Genomic DNA, 18,965 nt, shown 5'->3' with positions numbered 1-18,965 from the left:
GTATCCTTGAGATTCCCGTGTAGACCTGGATCGGCCTGTCGTGCCCGAACAGGAGAAGAATCGCCACAGAACCTCAAAGGAGGTCGAGATGCGACCGGTCGATCTCGCCCGAGAGCATGGTCTGTCGACCCAGGCAGTGCGGAACTACGAAGAGGCGGGCGCCCTGCCGGGCACCGAGCGCACCGCGTCCGGGCACCGCATGTACACCGCCCATCACGCGGCGGCGCTGCGCGCCTTCCTCGCGCTGGTCCGCGCGATCGGCCACCGCTCCGCGCTGGAGATCATGACCTCCCTGCACCGCGATGACCTCGAGGGGGCGCTCACGCTGCTGGATCGTGCGCATGAGCAGCTGCTGCGAGATCGCGCCACCCTCGCCGTCCTGGAGCGCACCGTGGAGGAGCTCGGCGAGGACCCGCACCGGTATCGGGCCAGGGCGACCCGGGTGCTGCGGATCGGGGAGCTCGCCGGTCGGCTCCGGATCTCTCCCGCCACGCTGCGGCACTGGGAGAGCCTGAACCTGATCACTCCGCAGCGCGAGCAGGGCAGCGGTCAGCGCCTGTACCCACCTCAGGAGGTGCACGATGCCGAGCTGGTCCACCTCCTGCGTCGTGGCGGACACCCGCTGGTGGACATCGCGCTGGTGCTCGGCGAGGTCCGCGGCATGGGGAGAACTCCTCGGTCCGCTCCGCCCTGGCCGTCTCGCGGGATCGGGTGACCGGGCGGGGCCTCGCGCTGCTGGCGGCGTCCGCAGAGCTGACCGCCTATCTCGGCGTCGGGACGACTACTCTGGGGCGGTGACCGACGTGACCCATTATGACATCGCCCTGATCGGCTCCGGCTCCGCGAACTCGTTCCCGGGCCCCGAGTTCATCGACCGCAGCATCGTCCAGATCGACCGCGGCGTAGGCCCGGACCACGTCTTCGGAGGGACCTGCCTGAACCTCGGGTGCATCCCCACCAAGATGTTCGTGCACACCGCGAACCTCGCTGCCACCCCCGCGGAGTCCGCCCGCTTCGGCCTCACCGAGCAGCTGCGCCATGTGGACTGGCCGGCGATCCGCGACCGCATCTTCGGGCGCATCGACCCGATCATCGCGGGTGGGGAGGAATACCGCCGCGCCCACGAGGACAACGCCAACCTCACCCTGCTGCGTGGTACCGCGACCTTCACCGGGGCGAAGTCGCTGCGTGTGCACACCCCCGACGGCGGGGAACGGACGATCACCGCCGACACGATCGTGCTGGGCGCCGGCTCCCGGCCAGTGCTGCCTCCGATCGACGGTCTCGCCGACGCCTCCCCGCACACCTCGGACACGATCATGCGGATCGCGCAGCTGCCCGCCTCCCTGGCGATCCTCGGCTCCGGAGTGATCGCCGTGGAGATGGCGCACGTGTTCGCCTCCCTCGGTGTCGAGGTCACGCTCATCGCTCGCTCCGAGCGGGTGCTGAGCGCGGCCGACACCGATGTCTCGGCACGACTGACCGAGATCCTCGGCGAGCGTCTGCATCTGGAGACCCGGCTGTCGACCACGTCCGTGCACCGCACCGACGCCGGGGTCCAGCTGCGGGGCGAGCGCGATGGCACGGAGGTCGTGCTGCACGCCGAAGAGCTGCTGGTGGCGGTCGGACGCCGCCCCAACTCCGATCTGCTGGAGGCACCGGCCGCCGGGATCGACATCGCGGACGACGGCCGCGTGGAGGTCGACGAGTTCCAACGGGTACTCGGCGGCGGCGGCGTCCTGGAGGGCCTCTGGGCGCTCGGCGACCTCTCGAGCGCGCATCAGCTGAAGCACGTCGCCAACCACGAGCAGCGCATCGTGCGGCACAACATCCTGCACCCCGAACAGCTGCGCCGCTCCGACACGATGCCGATCCCCAGCGGTGTCTTCACGCACCCGCAGGTGGCATGGGTGGGGCTCGACGAGGAGACGGCCCGGCGCAGCGGCCGCGCGGTCAGGGTCGGGGTCCAGGAGTACGCCTCCATCGCCTACGGCTGGGCGATGGAGGACACCACCGGCTTCGCGAAGATCATCGCCGACGCCGAGACCACCGAGATCCTCGGTGCGCACATCATCGGCCCCGAGGCCACCACCCTGATCCAGCTGCTGATCCAGGCGATGAGCACCGGACAGACCGCCCGCGACATCGCCACCACCCAGTACTGGATCCACCCGGCCATGCCCGAGCTGATCGAGAACGCCCTGCTGCAGCTGCTGGACTGATCAGCACAACGTTGCGACCTGTGCCGGTGGGGGCGGGAGCGGTGGAGCGCGTCGCTCGGCGGCGCTGATCCGCTGAGCTCCTGCCGTGCAGTCAGCCCTGCTCGGCGCCGGGGAGGCAGGACTTCAGCGGATCCTGATCGATCACCGGGGCCTCGGTCTCCGTCGCCTCGGTGGTCTCCCCCTCCGAGGAGGAGGTCTCCTCCGTCGGCTCCTCCGTCGTCTCCTCCTCGGAGGTGGCGTCCGCGGAATCCTCGGAACTGCTCTCCTCCTCGGGCGCAGCTCCGGTATCGGCGGGATCGCTCGAACCAGGCTCGGTCTCCCCTTGTACGGACTCCGGCGGGTCCTTCTTCATGGAGTCCTCGATCGAGGCGTCCACCCAGGATTCGAGGTACTCGAAGTCCGGGTTGGACGACGGGGTCACGTCCGGCGTGATCGGGTAGGAGGTGAACCCGCCGTCCTTGATCCGCAGGGCGAGGTCGACGAAGGCGTCCAGGTTGGAGACGGGGATGTCCGTCTGGATGTTGGCCTCGGTGGCGGAGACCAGTTTGGGGACCGAGAGGGCCAGGGTCGCCGGATCCGCCTCCTCCGCCACCCTCCGCACGATCCGCTGTTGGCGGCAGTTGCGGTTGAAGTCATTGGAGCCCTCGCGGGAGCGGGCGTACCACAGGGCGTGGAAGCCGTCGAGCTTCTGCTGGCCGGGTTCGATGTACCCGTCGATCGAGCTCGCGCCGCCGCCGATGGGGATTCGACGCTCGACGACCATGTCCACCCCGCCGATCGCGTTGACGAGGTCCTCGAAGCCCTGGAGGTTCACCATCGCGTAGAAGTCGGTCTCCAGCCCCAGCGTCTCCTCGACCGCCAGGCGTGTCGCCGTCAGCCCGGGGTTGGGGTCGTCCGGGAAGAGGTCGGGTCGGTCCTCGGCCCAGGTCCAGACCGCGTTGATGAGGTCCTGGTTCGGGCCGAAGTAGTCGAATCCGTCCGGGAAGGCCTTCGCTGCCGTGGTCCCCTTCGGGAACTCGACCTTCTCGAGGTTGCGAGGGATCGAGAACAGGGCGGTCTGCCCGGTGTCGGTGTCGACCGAGGCCACCATGATCGTGTCTGGACGGGTACCGGTGCGGTCGTCTCCCGCATCCTGCCCCAGCAGCAGGATGTTCACCCGTTCCGTGTTCGCCCAGGGGTCCTTCCCTTCGGCGAGCGGGTGGTCCTCGCCGCCGAAGCCCCCGAAGACGGTCTCCGAGCCGAGCAGTCTCTGCGTCGCCCAGAGCGACTGCAGGCCGCGACCGAAGGGAAGGGCGACACCGACCACCATCAGCGCAGCCAGGCCCAGGGCCACATAGCGTTTCGAGCCCTGGAGGCGCTGCCGGGTCGAGTGGGCGAGATTCGCCAGCACGATCTGCAGCGCCCAGATGAGACCGACGACTCCCGCCATGACCATGAGCCCGAGCAGGACGGATCGGTTGGTCAGCAGCATCATGCCGTTGCGCAGCGGATCGCCGAGCGCCAGGAAGGCGGCCAGCGCGACAATGGTCAGGACCAGGATCGCCAGCAGCACCCAGCCGAACCGGCGCAGACGTGTGGTGACCAGTCCGGAGCCGGGGAGGAAGGACGTCAGGACGGTCCAGAAGGCGACCTTGCGGAGTGAACCGGTCGCTGCGGCGGGCGTTCCTGCGGTCCCGCCACCAGATCCTGCGGCATCGTCACCAGATCCTGCGGCATCGTCACCAGATCCTGCGGCACCGCCACCAGATCCTGCGGTCCCGTCACCAGATCCAGCTCCAGCGGCACCGACCTCCGGGGCGCTCGCCGGCGCCGGCGCGGGGGACTGTGCGCCGGGGGTCCCGGTGACAGCAGTGGGGGCGCCCTCGCCGGGCGCCGCGGGTTCTGTCGAGGACTGCGGGGCGATCCCTGATGACCACGCATCGTGCTCTGTGGCCGTGTGATCGCTCGACCAGGCGTCATGCAGCGGGTCCGGATCGGGCGCCGAGCGACTCTGCGGATCGGAGCCGGCACGTGCCGGGGTCCAGGCGCTCGGAGAGCCAGGGGATGAGGCCCTGGCGCCGGCGGCCGGGCCTGCAGCGGAGGCCGTGCCCGCGTTCGCGGCGGCTCCGGCGTCCTCGGTGAGGGGGAAGGCGGCGCGGCGGCCACGGGGACGTCGCGGGGGCGCGTCGGTCGAGGGCTGCGGCGCGGAGGGCTGTGATTCCGTCGTCTGCGCAGTGGGCTGCGAGCCGGCTGGTTGTGATCCCGGGGTCTGCGGCGCCGAGGGGCTGGGCGCGGCATCTGCCGACGGTGCCGAGGAGTCTGCCGAGGAGTCTGCCGAGGAGTCGGAGGAGTCGGAGGAGCCGGGGGTCGCAGACGCTGCGGAGGGAGCGGACGACGCGGACGGTGCTGAGGAGGCGGACGTCGCTCCATCTGCGGACGACGCGGATGCAGCGGAGTCGCCGATCCAGGTGCGTCGTGGGTTGGGGGAGCCGAAAGCGGCGTCCCGATTGTTCCGAGCCTCGTCGGGCGGAAGCGGCGTCGACGACGCGCGTCGAACCGGCTCCTGGTGTCTGCCGGACCGACGGCGCCTGCGCCGAGAGGCTGAGGAAGGGTCCGTCATGCGCTACATCCTAGATTCACGAGGACGAATCGTCCCGCATCTGCCTGTGAGAACCTCGTGGAGGTCGTATGACCGCCCGAGATCCGTATCCTGGCCCCATGCGCCTGATCCATACCCCGTCGACGGACCTCACCTACGACGACTGCTTCTTCCTGCCCGCCCGCTCCGCGATCACCTCGCGCTTCGACGTCGATCTCAGCAGCGACGACGGCACCGGCACCACGACTCCGCTGATCGCCGCGAACATGACTGCTGTCTCCGGCCGCCGGATGGCTGAGGTCATGGCGCGCCGCGGTGGCCTCGCCGTGCTTCCCCAGGACCTCTCCCCGGAGCGGATCGACTCGATCATCCGGTCCGTGAAGCAACGGGATCTGCTGGTGGATCATCCGTTGACCCTGACTGTCGACGGCACCCTCGGTCAAGCCGCCGACCTGCTCCCGAAGCGCCCGCACAGCATCGTCGTCGTCATCGACGAGCAGGGTCGCCCGTTGGGCACGATCTCCGCCGAGGAGATCGCCGGTCGCGATTCCTTCGCCGTCGTCGGTGATGTGCTCAGCGAGGACGTCCCCGTCCTGCGCCCCGACGATCTCACCGTCGCCCCTGCTGAGCTGCACGCGCGGATCGCCGCCACCCACCACGACGCGGCCATCGTCGTGGACTCCGAACAGGACGGCGGCGCCCTGCGTGGTGTGCTCACCGCCCATGGCGTCCTGCGCTCGACCATCTACCGCCCCGCGACCGACGCGGCCGGGAAGCTGCGCATCGCGGTCGCGGTCGGGATCAATACCGATGTCGCGACCCGGGTGCGTGACCTGGTCGACGCCGGAGCCGATGTCATCGTGCTGGATACCGCGCACGGTCACCAGGATCGGATGCTCGAGGCCCTGCGCGCCGCGCGCAGTGTGCTCGATGACCGTGACTCGACCTCCGTGCGTCTGGTCGCGGGGAACATCGTGACCGCCGAGGGCACCCGCGAGCTGATCGAAGCGGGCGCGGACATCGTCAAGGTCGGCGTGGGACCCGGCGCCATGTGCACGACGCGGATGATGACCGGCGTCGGCCGCCCCCAGTTCTCCGCCGTGCTCGAGTGCGCCGCCGAGGCGCGCAGGCTCGGCGGTCACGTATGGGCCGACGGCGGCGTCCGTCACCCCCGAGATGTGGCGCTCGCGCTCGCCGCCGGTGCCTCCAACGTCATGATCGGGTCCTGGTTCGCGGGCACGTACGAGTCCCCGGGACAGATGCGTACGGATGAGCAGGGGCGTCGCTACAAGGAGAACTTCGGCATGGCCTCCAAGCGTGCCGTCTCCCATCGCACCGCGCACGAGGATGCCTTCGCCCGCGCCCGCAAGGGATTGTTCGAGGAGGGCATCTCCACGTCGCGCATGTTCCTCGCCGAGGGCACGGGCGGCGTGGAGGACCTGCTGGACGAGATCACCGCCGGTGTGCGCTCGTCCTACACCTACGCGGGCGCCGGCAGCACCGCTGAGTTCCGCGAGCGCGCAGTGATCGGTCTGCAGGGCGCTGCAGGGTATGCCGAGGGCCGCCCGGTCGCCAGCTCCTGGAGCTGAGCGCAGGTCCGAGGCGACGGCGGAGCGCCACCGGATCTCCGCCGTCGCCGCGCCGTCTCTGCAGGGTGTGCCTGCTGAGGCCCGGTACGCTTTCCCCCATGACAACTCTCGTGATCGGTGGCGCTGGATACATCGGGTCGCACGTGGTGCGACTTCTCGTGGAGAACGGGGTGCAGGTGGTCGTCGTCGACAACCTGTCCACCGGGAACCAGGAGCGTACGAAGGGTGCCGAGCTGATCGAGCTCGACATCACCGCCGCTGATGCGAGCGAGAAGCTCGCCTTCCAGATGCGTGCCTCCGGTGCGGATTCGGTGATCCACTTCGCCGCCCACAAGCAGGTGGGGGAATCCGTCGAGAAGCCCGAGATGTACTGGCACGACAACATCGGTGGCCTCGCGAACGTCCTGGCCGCCTGTGCGCGCGCCGAGGTGCGCGACGTGGTGTTCTCCTCCTCCGCCGCCGTGTACGGGGTGCCGGACGTCGACCTCGTCACCGAGGACCTCACCCCGGCGCCGATCAACCCGTACGGAGCGACCAAGTATGTCGGCGAATGGATGCTGGCCGACGCCGAACGCGCGCACGACATGCGCACCGTGGCTCTTCGGTATTTCAATGTCGCCGGAGCCGGCTGGCCCGAACTCGCCGACACCGCGGTGATGAACCTGGTGCCGATCGTGCTGGATCGCCTCGAGCAGGGCAAGACCCCGATCGTGTTCGGCGACGACTACGACACTCCCGACGGCACCTGCATCCGGGACTACGTGCATGTCCTGGACCTCGCCCATGCCCATATCGCGGCACTCGACTACCTGCGCGGCGAGGACCGGCCGCACCGCGTGTTCAACGTCGGCACCGGCGAGGGCTCGAGCGTGCTCGAGGTCATCGACGCGATCGCACGTGCCCAGGGGACCGAGATCACGCCCGAGATCGGGGCACGTCGCGCCGGGGACCCGGCTCGTCTGATCTGCTCGGGGGACCGCATCGCGCAGCACCTCGGCTGGAAGTCGGAGCACAGCCTGGACGACATCGTCCGTTCAGCCGTCGAGGCCCGCTCGAGGGCGGTGGCCCCCGATGTGGAGGCCTACCCCGAGACCTGACCTCGCCTCCTCGACTCCCTGGTGGATCGGCGGGAGGCGTGACGCAGCACGGCGTGATCCAGCCGAACCAGACCCCGCAGGGCGTGGTGCAGACGGACCGGACCCAGCAGAACGTGGCGGCGCCGCGCGCTCGAGGGCCCCTCTGATCGCTCAGGTGAGGTAGCGGTAGATCGGGTCGCGGGGATCGACGCGCTCGATCTCCATGTTCGAGGCTGCCATCCGAGCCATCAGCGGCTCGAGATCGCGGTGTTCGCCGATCTCGAGGCCCACCAGTGCGGGCCCCTCCTCGCGGTTGTTGCGCTTGATGTAGTCGAACAGCACGATGTCGTCGTGGGGCCCGAGCACGCGATCCAGGAAACGACGCAGCGCCCCGGGCTCCTGGGGAAAAGTGACCAGGAAGTAGTGCTTCAGGCCCTCGTGCACCAGGGAACGCTCGATGACCTCGTGGTAGCGCGAGACATCGTTGTTGCCTCCCGAGAGGACCACGATGATGTCGCCGCGATCCTCGTCCGGGCGCGTCTGCTCCTGCGCGGACGACGCCTCCGCGACCGCGCGTTCGGGCTGTTCGGGGCGTTCCAGCCTGCCGGTGGCGACGGCGGTCGCGGCCAGGGCCCCGGCGGGCTCGGCGATGATGCCGTCGACCTGGTAGAGCGCGAGCATCTCCGTGCAGACGGCGCCTTCGTCGACCGCGACCAGCTCGGGATCGATCGACGACACCATGCGCAGCGGCTCTGCGCCGACCTGGCGCACGGCGGCGCCGTCGACGAAGCGATCCATGTCGTGCAGGCTCACGGGGTACCCGGCCTGCATCGCAGCTGCCATCGAGGCCGCACCGGCGGGTTCGACCCCGATGATCCGCACGGACGGGGTCCGCTCCCGCAACCAGGCTCCGCTGCCGCCGAGGAGCCCACCCCCGCCCACCGGCAGCACCACGGTCGCGACTTCGCGGCCGTGCTCGGTGCGCAGCTGATCGACGGCCTCGAGGGCCACAGTGCCCTGGCCTGCCATGATCATCGCGTGGTCGAAGGGGGGAACCTGGGTCGCGCCGGTGCGCTCGGCGTCGTCTGCCGCAGCTCCTGCCGCATCGTCGAAGGTGTCGCCGAACAGCACCAGCTCGACGAGATCACCGCCGATGGCGGTGATCCGCTCGCGCTTCTGGCGCGGGGTGGTGCTGGGCACGTAGATGCGTCCGCGGATACCGAGGGTGCGGCAGGCCTGGGCGACGCCCTGGGCATGATTGCCCGCACTCGCGGCCACCACGCCGGCTGCGCGGGCCTTGGGGCCCAGGGAGTCCAGGAACAGGTGTGCGCCGCGCAGCTTGTAGGAGCGCACCGACTGCAGGTCCTCCCGCTTGAGCCACACCGGGGCCCCGGCGAGTGCGCTCAGTCGCTCGCTGCGATGCAGAGGGGTGCGCCGCAGCACCGGTTCCAGGCGCGCGGCAGCAGCTTCCACGTCCGCCGCGGTCACGGGCAGCGGTCGATCCGAGGACTGTGGCGTGGTCGGAACGTTCGGGGCGGTCGGCATGGTCAGTTCTCCTGCTCGGCGACGACCAGGGCGGTCGCCATTGCCGCGAGGCCCTCGCCACGGCCGGTCAGGCCGAGCGAATCGGACGTGCTGCCCGAGACCGACACCGGGGCGCCGGCGGCCGCGCTCATCGCGGCGCAGGCCTCCTCGCGCCGACCGGACAGTCGCGGGCGATTGCCGATGACCTGCACTGAGATGTTTCCGATCAGGAAACCGGCTGCGCGGACCGACCGCGCCGCCTCCGCGAGCAGGCGCGCGCCCGAGGCGCCGTCCCACTCGGGACGGTCGACCCCGAAATGCGTCCCGAGGTCACCGATCCCCGCTGCGGAGAACAGGGCGTCGCACGCGGCGTGGCAGGCGACGTCCGCATCGGAGTGCCCGGCCAGACCGGGCTCGCCCGTCCAGTGCAGTCCGGCGATCCAGAGCTCGCGCTCGGCCTCGACGGGAGCGAAGGCATGGACGTCCACCCCGATGCCCACACGGGGTAGGGGTGGGATGGGGCTCATCGAGCCTTCCCCTCCTCGTCGATCCGCGCCAGCAGGCGATCGATGTCGTCGTAGGTGACCTGAGGGTTGGTTCCCAGCAGCAGGGGCATTCCCGAGACCTGCGGGATCCCGAGGGCCGCGGGAAGGTCGACGGTGCTGACCACCATGTCGGCCTGGAAGTCGGCGGAGAGCAGGTCCATCACGGTGGCCTGCACGACGTGCGCGTCGCGCCCGCGGGACGCGAGGTGATCACGCACCTGCTCCGCGACCAGCGCGGAGGTGGCAATCCCCGCGCCGCACACGATGGCAATGGTGAGCATTCGATCTCCTGGGATGGTCGAGTATGGGGCAGCGGACGACGACCCCTGGACGTGCAGGTCCACAGGGGCGTTCCGGCCCCCGGCGACGGTCGATTCTGTCACGAGTGACCTGTGCGGTGCACGAGGCCCCCGGGGGCGTCTACGATGCCAGCGTGAGCCAGACCCGTCGACACCGTTCTTCCCGCCGACGCGGCCGCGCCGCGGGCGTGGTGCTGGCGGGTGGTTCCGGAACCCGCGTGGGAGCGGGGATCAACAAGGCATTCCTCCCTCTCGCCGGCCGCAGCATCGCCAGTTGGGGTCTGAACACGCTCGGCGCGGTCGAGGGGGTCGGGATCCTGGTGTTCGTGGTCCGCCCCGACGACCTCGAGCACGCGCGCTTCGTCGCCGGCCGGGAGACGGATCGCCCGCTGGAGATCATCACCGGCGGCGACACCCGTCAGGAATCCGAACTGCTGGCCCTGCGCCATCTCGCGGACCGCATCGACACCGGCGTGATCGACACGGTGCTCATCCACGACGCCGCCCGCCCCCTGGTCTCCCACGGGTTGGCCGCTGCGGTGCTGCACGCCGCACGGGAGAGTGGGGGAGCGGTGCCCGGGATCCCGGGCACCGACATCGCGCCCGCCGGCGACGCGGACCGGCTGGACGCTTCGGGGGCGCTGCGCCCGGACGACCTGGTGCGGGTCCAGACCCCACAGGGCTTCCGGGCATGCACCATCCTGGACGCGTACGAGGCCGCCGCCCGCGATGGGTTCGTCGGCACCGACACCGCCTCCTGCGCCGAGGAGTACACGGACATCCCGGTGACGTGGGTCCGCGGCGAGGAGACCAACTTCAAGATCACGTACGCACAGGATCTGCTCCTGGCCCAGGACGTGGTGACCGCGCTAGGTCTGAGGACCGGGTGAGGAGGAACGGATGAATGTCGAGGAGAGCTTTCTGCGCTGCACCGCCTGCGATCAGGAGGCGGAGCACGTCGTCGTCTACGCGGGGCGTTTCGTGTCCGAGATCCAGTGCACGGGATGCGGGGCGGTCACCCGCCTGGACGTCTCCGAGGAATACCTCCCGGACCTGCGCCAGCGGATCTCGAGCAAGCCAGGCCGCCTCATGCGTCGTCTGCGCAGGGACCCCGGTGAGCTCGCCACGACCCTCCCGCAGCGCACGCTGTCGAAGCCGCTGCGGATGGTCGGCGAGTTCCGGACCGTCTGGCGCAGCCGCCGAGGTCGCTGACTGCGCAGCACGCCTTGCGTCAGAAGGTCGCCCCGGTGCCGGTCACGGGCTCTCAGGTACGACGGGACAGCCCGTGGCGGTGTGACGTATCCCGCGCAAGCCCCCGGGAGATCTGGGCCTGCCAGAGGCTGAGCCGGTCGCGCACCGCGAACCCGGCATGCGAGCCGTGCACGGTGCGCACCTGCGCGCCGGTGCTGAGCGCGGAGAGGATCTCGTCGAAGCGTTCCGGGGCGTTCTCGGCGAGAAGGCGGCGGTCAGCGGTCAGAGCCGCCTTCGACATGCCGCGCTCGGCCTCGATGCCGGCAGTCCGTGGTTGTGCCAGCGCGGCCTCCAGCGTCGCCCGACGCAGCAGCCGCGGGCTCTGCATGCCGACCACGGTGGAGCGATCGATATTCCGCAGGCCCTGATCGTGGACCGCCTTGACCGAGTCGGTCAGCGCGATGACCGGGAGCGCTGCATCGGCTTCGACATCGAGCGCGGCCAGCACCTCGGTGACCACCGAGACCGGGGTGAGCGCCCGCTCGGCATCGTGCACCAGGAGGGCTTCCTCCGTGGTCGCCGCCACCGCAGCGCTCAGGGCGTTGCGCCGACCGCCGTCGGTCCCCAGCACGTGAGCGCGCTCGCGCAGCACTCGGCGCAGTGCAGGGACGGAGTCGTGGCCCGACACGACCAGGGGGGAGGGGAGGCCCGCGGCGGCGAGGGTGTCGAGCAGGTGTTCGATGAGCCGCGCCCCGCCGAGCATCTCCAGGCAGGGCGTCGTGGACCCATGGGAGACGCCCGGAGCGGGAGGTGCGAGCGCGAGCACGACCGGCCGCACTGCGGTGGTCGTCGGACTCGCCGAGGGTGAGGACATGGAGCGCAGCCGGTTCAGGAGGCGAGGACCTCGTCCAGGATCGACTCGGCATGGACCTCGTCGGTCTTCTCCGCGAGTGCGAGCTCGGAGACCAGGATCTGGCGCGCCTTGGAGAGCATGCGCTTCTCGCCGGCGGACAGGCCACGATCCTGATCGCGGCGCCACAGGTCGCGCACGACCTCGGCGACCTTCTTGACGTCACCGGAGGCCAGCTTCTCGACATTGGCCTTGTAACGACGCGACCAGTTGGTGGGCTCTTCGGTGTAGGGCTGACGCAGCACCTCGAAGACCTCATCGAGGCCCTCCTTGTCCACCACGTCACGAACGCCGACGAGGTCGACGTTGTCGGCGGGGACCTCGATGGTCAGGTCACCCTGGGCGACCTTGAGCTTGAGGTAGGTGCGATCCTCGCCCTTGATGGTGCGGGTCTTGACCTCTTCGATGAGCGCGGCACCATGGTGCGGGTAGACGACGGTCTCGCCGACAGCAAAATTCATGTGGTGGGTCCCCTTTCCGCAGACCAGTCTAGCATCGGTGCATCGTGCTAGGATCCGCGCGCTGTGCGTGAACGCGCTGTTCATGTCGGTTCTGGACGCTCCGGGCGGGCCCCCGCGGCCAGGGCGTGACCTCGGGCGACGCGCAGCGTGCGGGGGTGACGGAGCGGGCCGGTCCGACGTGCCCGGTGCGGTATCCTGTCAGTGCTGTCCCCCGAATGTCCTGCCGTCCTCAGCGGCATCGAACAGGAGTCCTCTGTGCGCCGTCCCCGCCGTCTCGTGCTCTCCGCAGCTGCCCTGGGGCTGGCCCTCGCCGCCTCCGGCTGCACGTACCTCAGCCCGGTGCAGACGCACGACTTCTATCAGGCCGCCGATGGCACCAACGGCACTCTCGAAGAGGCCGGAACGTGGACCGCCGGCGTCCGCAACATGATCGTCGTGATCGATCCCGAAGGGCCCGCCGAGGTCGCCGGCAGCGTCGTGAACTATACGGACCAGGAGCTCACGGTCGATCTCGAAGGCACCACGGAGGAGGGCCTCGTGTTCTCCACCCGAGTGGCCGTCCCCGCTCACGAGACCGTCGAACTCGGCTCCGGCGAGGGGCAGCAGTCGGTTCCGATCGGCGACGTGACCGTGAATCCGGGCGTGATCATGGAGCTCTCCGTCAGTGCGGAGGGTGAGAGCGCTGTCATCAGCATGCCGGTCACGGACGAGAGCCTGGAGCACCTGCAGGACGACGGCGAGACCCCGGCCCCGCAGGCCTGAGACCGCCTCCCGTTCGCGGCCCGAGCACAAGCACCCGTACCGACCCAGCCCCCGTGAGCATCGCTGCGGGGGCTGAGCCGTCGGTGGCCTCCTGCCGGGTCAGCTCCCGGTGGACTCGAACTTGTAGCCGAGTCCTCGCACCGTCACCAGATGCACCGGATTCTTGGGGTCATCTTCGATCTTGGCGCGGAGTCGCTTCACGTGCACGTCCAGCGTCTTGGTGTCGCCGACGTAATTGGCACCCCAGACCCTGTCGATGAGCTGACCGCGGGTGAGCACGCGATCGACGTTGCGCAGCAGCATCTCCAGCAGTTCGAACTCCTTGAGCGGCAGCGCGACCTCGTCGCCGTGGACCTGCACCACATGGCGTTCGACGTCCATCATGATGGTGCCGGCACTCAGCGTGGTGTCCTCCTCGGCCTCCGCCGATTCCTGGCCGCGACGCAGCACCGCCTTGATACGGGCGAGCAGCTCGCGGGAGGAGTAGGGCTTGGTGACGTAGTCGTCGGCCCCCAGTTCCAGGCCCAGGACCTTGTCGAACTCATCGTCCTTCGCCGTGAGCATGATGACCGGCACGCTCGAGGTGCGTCGGATCTCCCGGCACACCTCGGTGCCGCTCATCCCGGGCAGCATGAGGTCCAGCAGCACCAGGTCGGCGCCGTGGGCGGAGAAGATCCGCAGGCCGTCGGTGCCGGTGTCCGCGACCGCGACCTCGTAGCCCTCCTTGCGGAGCGAATAGGACAGGGGATCGGAGAACGACTCCTCGTCCTCCACGATCAGGATGCGCGTCATATCAGCTTGCCTTTCCATGCGCGTGGTCACTCGCCACGTCGCGTCGATCGCTGTCGGGTCCGACGGACCCGGAGTCGCCGGCGGCCGTCGAGACGCGGCCTGTCCCGGTAGGTGCAGTCGGCTCCGCGCGGGACGAGGCGCGGGAGGTCGCGGCGATGAGCGTCTCGGTGTCCCCCATCTCCGGGAGGCGGAGCGTGAAGGTGGAGCCCTGGCCGGGCATGGACCAGGCCGTGACCTCGCCACCATGGTCGGTGGCGATGTGCTTGACGATGGCGAGCCCGAGACCCGAGCCGCCGGTGGTGCGTGAACGGGCCCGATCGACCCGGAAGAACCGCTCGAACACCCGCTCCAGATTCTCCTTGGAGATCCCGATGCCCTGGTCCTTGACGGACAGTTCGATCATCCCGCCGTCACGTCGCACCGACACCCCCACCTGGGTGTGCGGTTCCGAGTACGCGATCGCATTGGAGACCAGATTCGACAGCGCCGTGGTCAGCAGGGAGGAGGAGCCGAAGACGCGCAGCCCGCTCGCCGCACCGAGGGCGACCTCGATCGTCGACCCGAGCGCGAAGTTGCGGTTCAGGGCCACGGCCTTGTCGACGACGTCGTCGATCTCGACCGGCTCGGCATCCGGCAACGAGGAGTTTCCCTGGACCCGCGAGAGCTCGATGATCTCCTGCACCAGGTGCGCAAGGCGACGGGACTCGACCTGCATGCGCTCGGCGAAGCGTCGTACGGCGTCCGGGTCCTCCGCCGCGTCCTCCATGGTCTCGGCCAGCAGGGTGATCGCGCCGACCGGGGTCTTCAACTCGTGCGACACGTTGGCCACGAAGTCACGGCGGGTCTCCTCCACCCGGACAGCGCGGGTGAGGTCGTCGGCCAGCAGCAGCGCGCCGTGCTCGCCGAGCGAGCCGATCCGCACATCGATCACGGCGTCGGTGTCGCGGTGGCTGGATCGGCGCAGGGTCAATCGTTCGTCGCGGAACCCGCCATTGCGGCCGACGTCGGCCGCCAGCTCCATGAGCTCCGCATTCGCCAGTCGGGGGTAGTCGCCCTCAGCGGCCCGCACGATGCCGTAGGAGTACGCCAGTGGCGAGGTTCGCAGCACGTCGCCGCTGGCGTCGAGCACGACGTACGCCGAGGACAGGATCGCCAGCACCTCAGCAGTGGCCTCCGGGACGCCCGGATGCGGCGCTGACGGCGCGGCCGTGCCGCGACGGTCGGATCGCAGCAGGGCCAGCGTCGCAGCGCAGCCGATCACGAGACCGATCGCTCCGGCGAGCAGGAGGAGGGCAGTCAGGGGCACATGTACAGGGTAGGCCTCCGGCGCTCCTGCCTGGTATTCCACCGCGCGTCGGGAGACACTGGAGACCAGGAGTTCACGGGGACTACGCTCGGAGTTCATCGACCGGTGACATCTGTTCATCCGCCCTTGCGAGAATGAGGGGCGAAGGCCCGTCACACAGAGGAGTAGTCACCATGCGCGAGGCGTACCAGAGCGATCTTCGGCACATCGTCGACGACCTGATCGACATGGTCGACCTGGTCGGGACGGCCCTCGAGAGCGCGACCAGGTCCCTGCTCGAGGGGGATCTCGCCCTCGCGGAGCGCGTGATCGCCGCCGACCCGCACCTCGATGAGCGGCAGCTCGAGCTGGACTCCAAGGCTGTCGAGCTGCTTGCTCGCCAATCCCCGGTCGCCACCGACCTTCGTCTGCTGGTCGCGGCCCTGCGCATGAGCTCCACGCTCGAGCGCATGGGCGATCTGTGCGCCCATGTGGCGCTGGTGGCCCGCCGTTCGCATCCGGCGCTCGCCGTCCCCGAGCAGCACCGCGAGCAGGTCGCCCGGATGTCCGCGCTCGCACACGCCGCGCTCCATGAGGCCGGCCAGGTCATCGCCGAGCGCGACTTGGCTCTGGCCGCTCAGGTCGAGACGGAGGACGACGAGATCGACGCCCTGATGCTGGAGGTCTCCCGCGAGATGTCGCGCGGTGACGCCTACACCAACGCCCAGATCGTCGACCTCACGCTGCTGATCCGCTTCTACGAGCGACTCGGTGACCACGCCGTGTCTCTCGTGCGGCGAGTCGGCTTCCTGGTCACCGGTGATTCGGCCGACACCCTCCACGAAAGCGTGGACGTCTCCGAGTTCTGAGCGTTAGTCTCGCAGACCAAAGGTGCCCCACGGTATCCGTGGGGCGCCTTTCGTCTACAGGCAGTCAGGCAGTCAGGCAGTCAGCCGCGGTTGGCGCGCGGGCGGCGGCTGGTCAGCCCCTCCACGCCAGCCTGGGCCCCGCGCTGCGCGGCGAGCTTGAGGCCCTGCAGCACCACCCCGGAGACCAGGGTCCACAGCAGCGCCTTCCAGATCGGCTGATCCTGCGTCGGATCCTTGATCTCCTGGATCTCGGCCTTCGTCAGGCCGTCCTTCTTGGCCTGCTTGCGGTTCTTCTGGGTCTCCTTGCGGGAGGACTTGGCGGCCTTCACGGTCGGCGCGTCCTCTCCGAACACGGCACCCCACCCGGCCTGGGCGGCTTTGTTGCCGACGACGGCGGCGGCGACGCCGGCCAGCGGCACAGCGATCTTCACGAGCGGATTGGCCACGGGTTTCCTCCAAGCGGTGGGTGATGCGGCAGTGACGTCAGGACCGATGGATCAGTAGGTCCCGGCATGCTGAGCGTAATAGGTGCCCATGTCGTCGGCGCGCAGAGCATCGCGCAGCACGTCCATCGTCTCTTCGTCGGTCGCGACGACGCTCGCGCCGCCGCTGGTGGTGTACGGGTCTCCGTAGGGGATCGAGAGGAAGTGGAGGTCTCCGGTGCGCACGGAGCGCAGAGACAGCCCGAGCTCCACCATCGTGCTGGCTGTGAGGTCGGCGTCCGTCGTCAGGAAGGGCGAGATGGAGTCGATGGTGGTGGACAGCTTGCCCGGGTCGCTCAGGGTGTCGGCGCTGATCAGCTTGCTCGCGATGCCCTGGAGCACTGCTTGCTGGTTCCGGTTGCGCTGGAAGTCGCCGTCGGAGAACTGCTTGCGCTCGCGGACGAAGGTCAGGGCCTCCTCGCCGTTCAGGGTCTGGGTGCCCTCGGTGAACTGATGGCCGCCGGCTTCGAAGTCCTGCGGGATCTTCACGTCGATCCCGCCGAGCGAGTCCACGAGCCCTTCGATGCCGTCGAAGTCGATCAGCGCGACGTGGTCGATCGGGACTCCGACGTAGTTCTCCACGGTCGTCACCGCGAGGCCGGCCCCGCCGAAGGCGAGCGCCGCATTGATGCGGTCCTTGCCGTAGCCGGGGATATCGACGTAGAGGTCACGCGGGAAGGACATGATGTACACGTTCTGGTTGTCGTCCGAGACGTGGACCAGCATCATCACATCCGAACGCTGGCCGCTGACCCCTTCGGAGGCGGCATCCTCCTCGGAGCGCTTGTCCGAGCCCAGCAGCAGGAAGTTGCGGCCGGCGCCGTCGATCGCCTCGGGGCGCTCCCCGTCGGAGGCGCCGCGGGTGATCTGCACGGTCGTGCGCTTCTCGTAGGAGTCGTTGATCCCGCGCAGATAGTTCGCGACCACCAGTCCGACACCGAGCACGAGGACGGCCACCAGGCCGAGTCCGATCAGAGCGATCCGTCGGCCGCGGCGCTGCTGGGGATCGGGCTGGTCGTCGTCTTCCCAGTCGGAGGGAAGATCGACATCGTCAGGGGCATTCATACGGGCTCGCTCTCACATGGTGTCGCGGGTGCGACAGGAGTCCTGAGGAATCAGAGGGGGTCGCCCACCGAGGGCCGAGGCACTCGGGTGTACGCGAGATCCCATACTAAACGTCCGGCACCGCCGCCCTTGTTCTCGAAGCTGGTCTTCACACGACCCTCGAATCGTGGTGCCCAACCTGTGTGCGCGAGATCCACGGGAAGCGTGTCGCTGGTGACGCCCTCAGGGCGCGGTCCAGCGGGGTGGAGCAGCTCGAGCTCGGCGCGCGCGTCCAGAAGCCGACGCATGTGATGGGCGTACTGCGCCCAGTCCGTGGCGAGGCGGAAGGTCGCGCGGTCGCTCAGCAGCGGCAGCACCGCATCCAGGAACGGCGGGTTGATCAGCCGCCGCTTGTGGTGGCGCGCCTTGGGCCAGGGATCGGCGAAGTACACCCACAGCTCGGAGATCGACGCCTCCGGCAGCAGGGCGGGAAGACTTCGCTGCGCATCCAGCGGCAGCAGTCGGAGGTTCCGGGGGCACCCGGCGCGATCGATGCGGTTCAAGGTCTGGGCGAGTCCGGGGCGGTACACCTCGACCGCGAGGTGATCGCGCTGGGGATGCGACTGCGCAGCGGCGACGATGTTCTCGCCCAGCCCGGTGCCCACCTCGACGACGAGCTCCGCGCGACGCCCGAAGACCTCCTGCAGATCGAGGCTCGCATCGGCTCCTGGGACGGTGTCGCGCGATCCCCGCGGGGGATCCAGGACGTACTGGTCCGACAGACGGTCCCACGCGCTCTGGCGACTCGGGGTCAAGCGCTCGCCGCGACGGACGAACGAGACGATCTCGCGGGGCGCCTTGTCCTCGCCGCTGCGGTCAGCTCGCACGGCGGAGGAGCCCCTCGGTGACCACCACGTCCACCTCGGGCAGATGCCGGGTCGCAGGACCGACCAGCACCTCGCCGCTGGCGGCGTCGAACTTGGAACCATGGCACGGGCACTCGAGCTCGGCGGTCTCCTGGCGCAGAGCACACCCATTGTGGGTGCAGTAGCCGGAGTAGGCGGCGATCTCGTCGCCGGTGCCACGGACCAGCAGCACGAAGGGCTGCTCGCCGCCGAAGTTGACCAGCGTGCTGGCATTCTCCGGGATCTCGTCCAGGGGGATCGCGCCGTCGTCGGCACGGACCGGTTCCGCGGTGCCGAAGCCCTCGTCCTCGGGTGCGCAGGCGGCCAGAGCGCCGACCCCCGCGGCAGAGGCGGGCAGCAGGAGGGCATGACGACGGGAGAGGCACGGGCGTTCCATCCCCCCAGGATACCCAGCCTTGCTGAGGGTGCTG

General features: G+C 69.5%; 21 protein-coding genes. 8 read left to right on the top strand and 13 right to left on the bottom strand.

From position 1 onward, the window contains the following. Positions 1-88 precede the first annotated feature (88 nt). A complete protein-coding gene (locus INT51_RS08170) occupies positions 89-715 on the top strand; it encodes a MerR family transcriptional regulator (RefSeq protein WP_226832126.1) in 627 nt (208 codons plus the stop codon). Positions 716-794: 79 nt separating this feature from the next. Further along, positions 795-2,222, top strand: a complete 1,428-nt coding sequence (locus tag INT51_RS08165; RefSeq protein ID WP_304502119.1) for a mycothione reductase — start codon at positions 795-797, stop codon at positions 2,220-2,222. Between the two features lie 91 nt (positions 2,223-2,313). Here the strand turns inward: INT51_RS08165 and INT51_RS22170 are convergent, their stop codons facing one another. Together INT51_RS22170 and INT51_RS22165 are read right to left on the bottom strand one after the other, a co-directional pair. Beyond that, the gene (locus INT51_RS22170; RefSeq protein ID WP_304502118.1) at positions 2,314-3,774 is read right to left on the bottom strand and encodes an LCP family protein; all 1,461 of its coding nucleotides are present in this window, start codon (positions 3,772-3,774) and stop codon (positions 2,314-2,316) included. A gap of 56 nt (positions 3,775-3,830) precedes the next feature. Further along, positions 3,831-4,007 carry a hypothetical protein gene (locus tag INT51_RS22165; protein ID WP_226832125.1) on the bottom strand — a complete coding sequence of 59 codons (177 nt, stop codon included), beginning with the start codon at positions 4,005-4,007 and terminating at the stop codon, positions 3,831-3,833. 912 nt (positions 4,008-4,919) lie between these two features. Between INT51_RS22165 and INT51_RS08155 the strand changes: the two genes are divergently transcribed. After that, entirely contained in the window at positions 4,920-6,389 is a 1,470-nt protein-coding gene (locus INT51_RS08155) for a GuaB1 family IMP dehydrogenase-related protein (protein ID WP_193104802.1), read from the top strand. A 98-nt stretch (positions 6,390-6,487) separates the two neighbouring features. Then, a complete protein-coding gene (gene galE / locus INT51_RS08150) occupies positions 6,488-7,486 on the top strand; it encodes a UDP-glucose 4-epimerase GalE (RefSeq protein ID WP_193104801.1) in 999 nt (332 codons plus the stop codon). A gap of 150 nt (positions 7,487-7,636) precedes the next feature. Here galE and ilvA read toward each other — a convergent pair whose 3' ends face one another. The 3 genes from ilvA to INT51_RS08135 are packed head-to-tail and all read right to left on the bottom strand — an operon-like array spanning position 7,637 to position 9,815. Then, positions 7,637-9,010 carry a threonine ammonia-lyase IlvA gene (gene ilvA / locus INT51_RS08145; protein ID WP_193104800.1) on the bottom strand — a complete coding sequence of 458 codons (1,374 nt, stop codon included), beginning with the start codon at positions 9,008-9,010 and terminating at the stop codon, positions 7,637-7,639. Between the two features lie 2 nt (positions 9,011-9,012). Then, complete coding sequence (gene ispF / locus INT51_RS08140) at positions 9,013-9,516, bottom strand: 2-C-methyl-D-erythritol 2,4-cyclodiphosphate synthase (protein WP_193104799.1); 504 nt, start codon at positions 9,514-9,516, stop codon at positions 9,013-9,015. Then, positions 9,513-9,815, bottom strand: a complete 303-nt coding sequence (locus tag INT51_RS08135; RefSeq protein WP_193104798.1) for a PTS sugar transporter subunit IIB — start codon at positions 9,813-9,815, stop codon at positions 9,513-9,515. Before INT51_RS08135 ends, ispF begins: the two co-directional genes overlap by 4 nt. A gap of 152 nt (positions 9,816-9,967) precedes the next feature. On the opposite strand from INT51_RS08135, the gene INT51_RS08130 reads away from it, so the two are divergent. Together INT51_RS08130 and INT51_RS08125 are read left to right on the top strand one after the other, a co-directional pair. Then, entirely contained in the window at positions 9,968-10,723 is a 756-nt protein-coding gene (locus INT51_RS08130; RefSeq protein ID WP_304502117.1) for a 2-C-methyl-D-erythritol 4-phosphate cytidylyltransferase, read from the top strand. Positions 10,724-10,733: 10 nt separating this feature from the next. Then, positions 10,734-11,045, top strand: coding sequence for a hypothetical protein (locus INT51_RS08125; protein WP_193104796.1), 312 nt, complete (start codon positions 10,734-10,736; stop codon positions 11,043-11,045). Positions 11,046-11,097: 52 nt separating this feature from the next. Here the strand turns inward: INT51_RS08125 and INT51_RS08120 are convergent, their stop codons facing one another. Both INT51_RS08120 and INT51_RS08115 read right to left on the bottom strand, forming a co-directional pair. Then, on the bottom strand, positions 11,098-11,898 hold the full coding sequence (locus tag INT51_RS08120; RefSeq protein ID WP_193104795.1) for a 2-C-methyl-D-erythritol 4-phosphate cytidylyltransferase: 801 nt from the start codon (positions 11,896-11,898) through the stop codon (positions 11,098-11,100). Positions 11,899-11,912: 14 nt separating this feature from the next. Continuing rightward, the gene (locus INT51_RS08115; RefSeq protein ID WP_193104794.1) at positions 11,913-12,395 is read right to left on the bottom strand and encodes a CarD family transcriptional regulator; all 483 of its coding nucleotides are present in this window, start codon (positions 12,393-12,395) and stop codon (positions 11,913-11,915) included. Between the two features lie 255 nt (positions 12,396-12,650). Between INT51_RS08115 and INT51_RS08110 the strand changes: the two genes are divergently transcribed. Next, positions 12,651-13,157 (top strand): hypothetical protein, encoded by a 507-nt coding sequence (locus tag INT51_RS08110; protein ID WP_193104793.1) that lies wholly within the window; start codon positions 12,651-12,653, stop codon positions 13,155-13,157. Between the two features lie 99 nt (positions 13,158-13,256). Here the strand turns inward: INT51_RS08110 and INT51_RS08105 are convergent, their stop codons facing one another. Then, on the bottom strand, positions 13,257-13,949 hold the full coding sequence (locus INT51_RS08105; protein ID WP_193104792.1) for a response regulator transcription factor: 693 nt from the start codon (positions 13,947-13,949) through the stop codon (positions 13,257-13,259). 1 nt (position 13,950) lies between these two features. Continuing rightward, positions 13,951-15,255 (bottom strand): cell wall metabolism sensor histidine kinase WalK, encoded by a 1,305-nt coding sequence (locus INT51_RS08100; protein ID WP_193104791.1) that lies wholly within the window; start codon positions 15,253-15,255, stop codon positions 13,951-13,953. 173 nt (positions 15,256-15,428) lie between these two features. On the opposite strand from INT51_RS08100, the gene phoU reads away from it, so the two are divergent. Next, positions 15,429-16,103: a phosphate signaling complex protein PhoU gene (gene phoU, locus INT51_RS08095; protein ID WP_193104790.1), complete on the top strand. Its 675-nt coding sequence runs from the start codon at positions 15,429-15,431 to the stop codon at positions 16,101-16,103. An 80-nt stretch (positions 16,104-16,183) separates the two neighbouring features. Here the strand turns inward: phoU and INT51_RS08090 are convergent, their stop codons facing one another. Genes INT51_RS08090 through INT51_RS08075 form a run of 4 tightly spaced genes read right to left on the bottom strand, consistent with a single transcriptional unit; the run spans position 16,184 to position 18,931 of the window. After that, positions 16,184-16,549 carry a DUF4235 domain-containing protein gene (locus tag INT51_RS08090; RefSeq protein WP_193104789.1) on the bottom strand — a complete coding sequence of 122 codons (366 nt, stop codon included), beginning with the start codon at positions 16,547-16,549 and terminating at the stop codon, positions 16,184-16,186. 51 nt (positions 16,550-16,600) lie between these two features. Then, positions 16,601-17,650 (bottom strand): LCP family protein, encoded by a 1,050-nt coding sequence (locus INT51_RS08085; protein ID WP_193104788.1) that lies wholly within the window; start codon positions 17,648-17,650, stop codon positions 16,601-16,603. Between the two features lie 50 nt (positions 17,651-17,700). Then, positions 17,701-18,516, bottom strand: coding sequence for a tRNA (guanosine(46)-N7)-methyltransferase TrmB (trmB, locus tag INT51_RS08080; RefSeq protein ID WP_304502116.1), 816 nt, complete (start codon positions 18,514-18,516; stop codon positions 17,701-17,703). Beyond that, positions 18,506-18,931: a Rieske (2Fe-2S) protein gene (locus tag INT51_RS08075; RefSeq protein WP_193104786.1), complete on the bottom strand. Its 426-nt coding sequence runs from the start codon at positions 18,929-18,931 to the stop codon at positions 18,506-18,508. The genes trmB and INT51_RS08075 overlap by 11 nt, the downstream gene beginning before the upstream one ends. Positions 18,932-18,965 lie beyond the last annotated feature (34 nt).

The organism is Brachybacterium sp. FME24 (assembly GCF_014897705.1).
Taxonomy (GTDB): domain Bacteria; phylum Actinomycetota; class Actinomycetes; order Actinomycetales; family Dermabacteraceae; genus Brachybacterium.
This window is presented reverse-complemented; position numbering and strand designations above follow the sequence as displayed.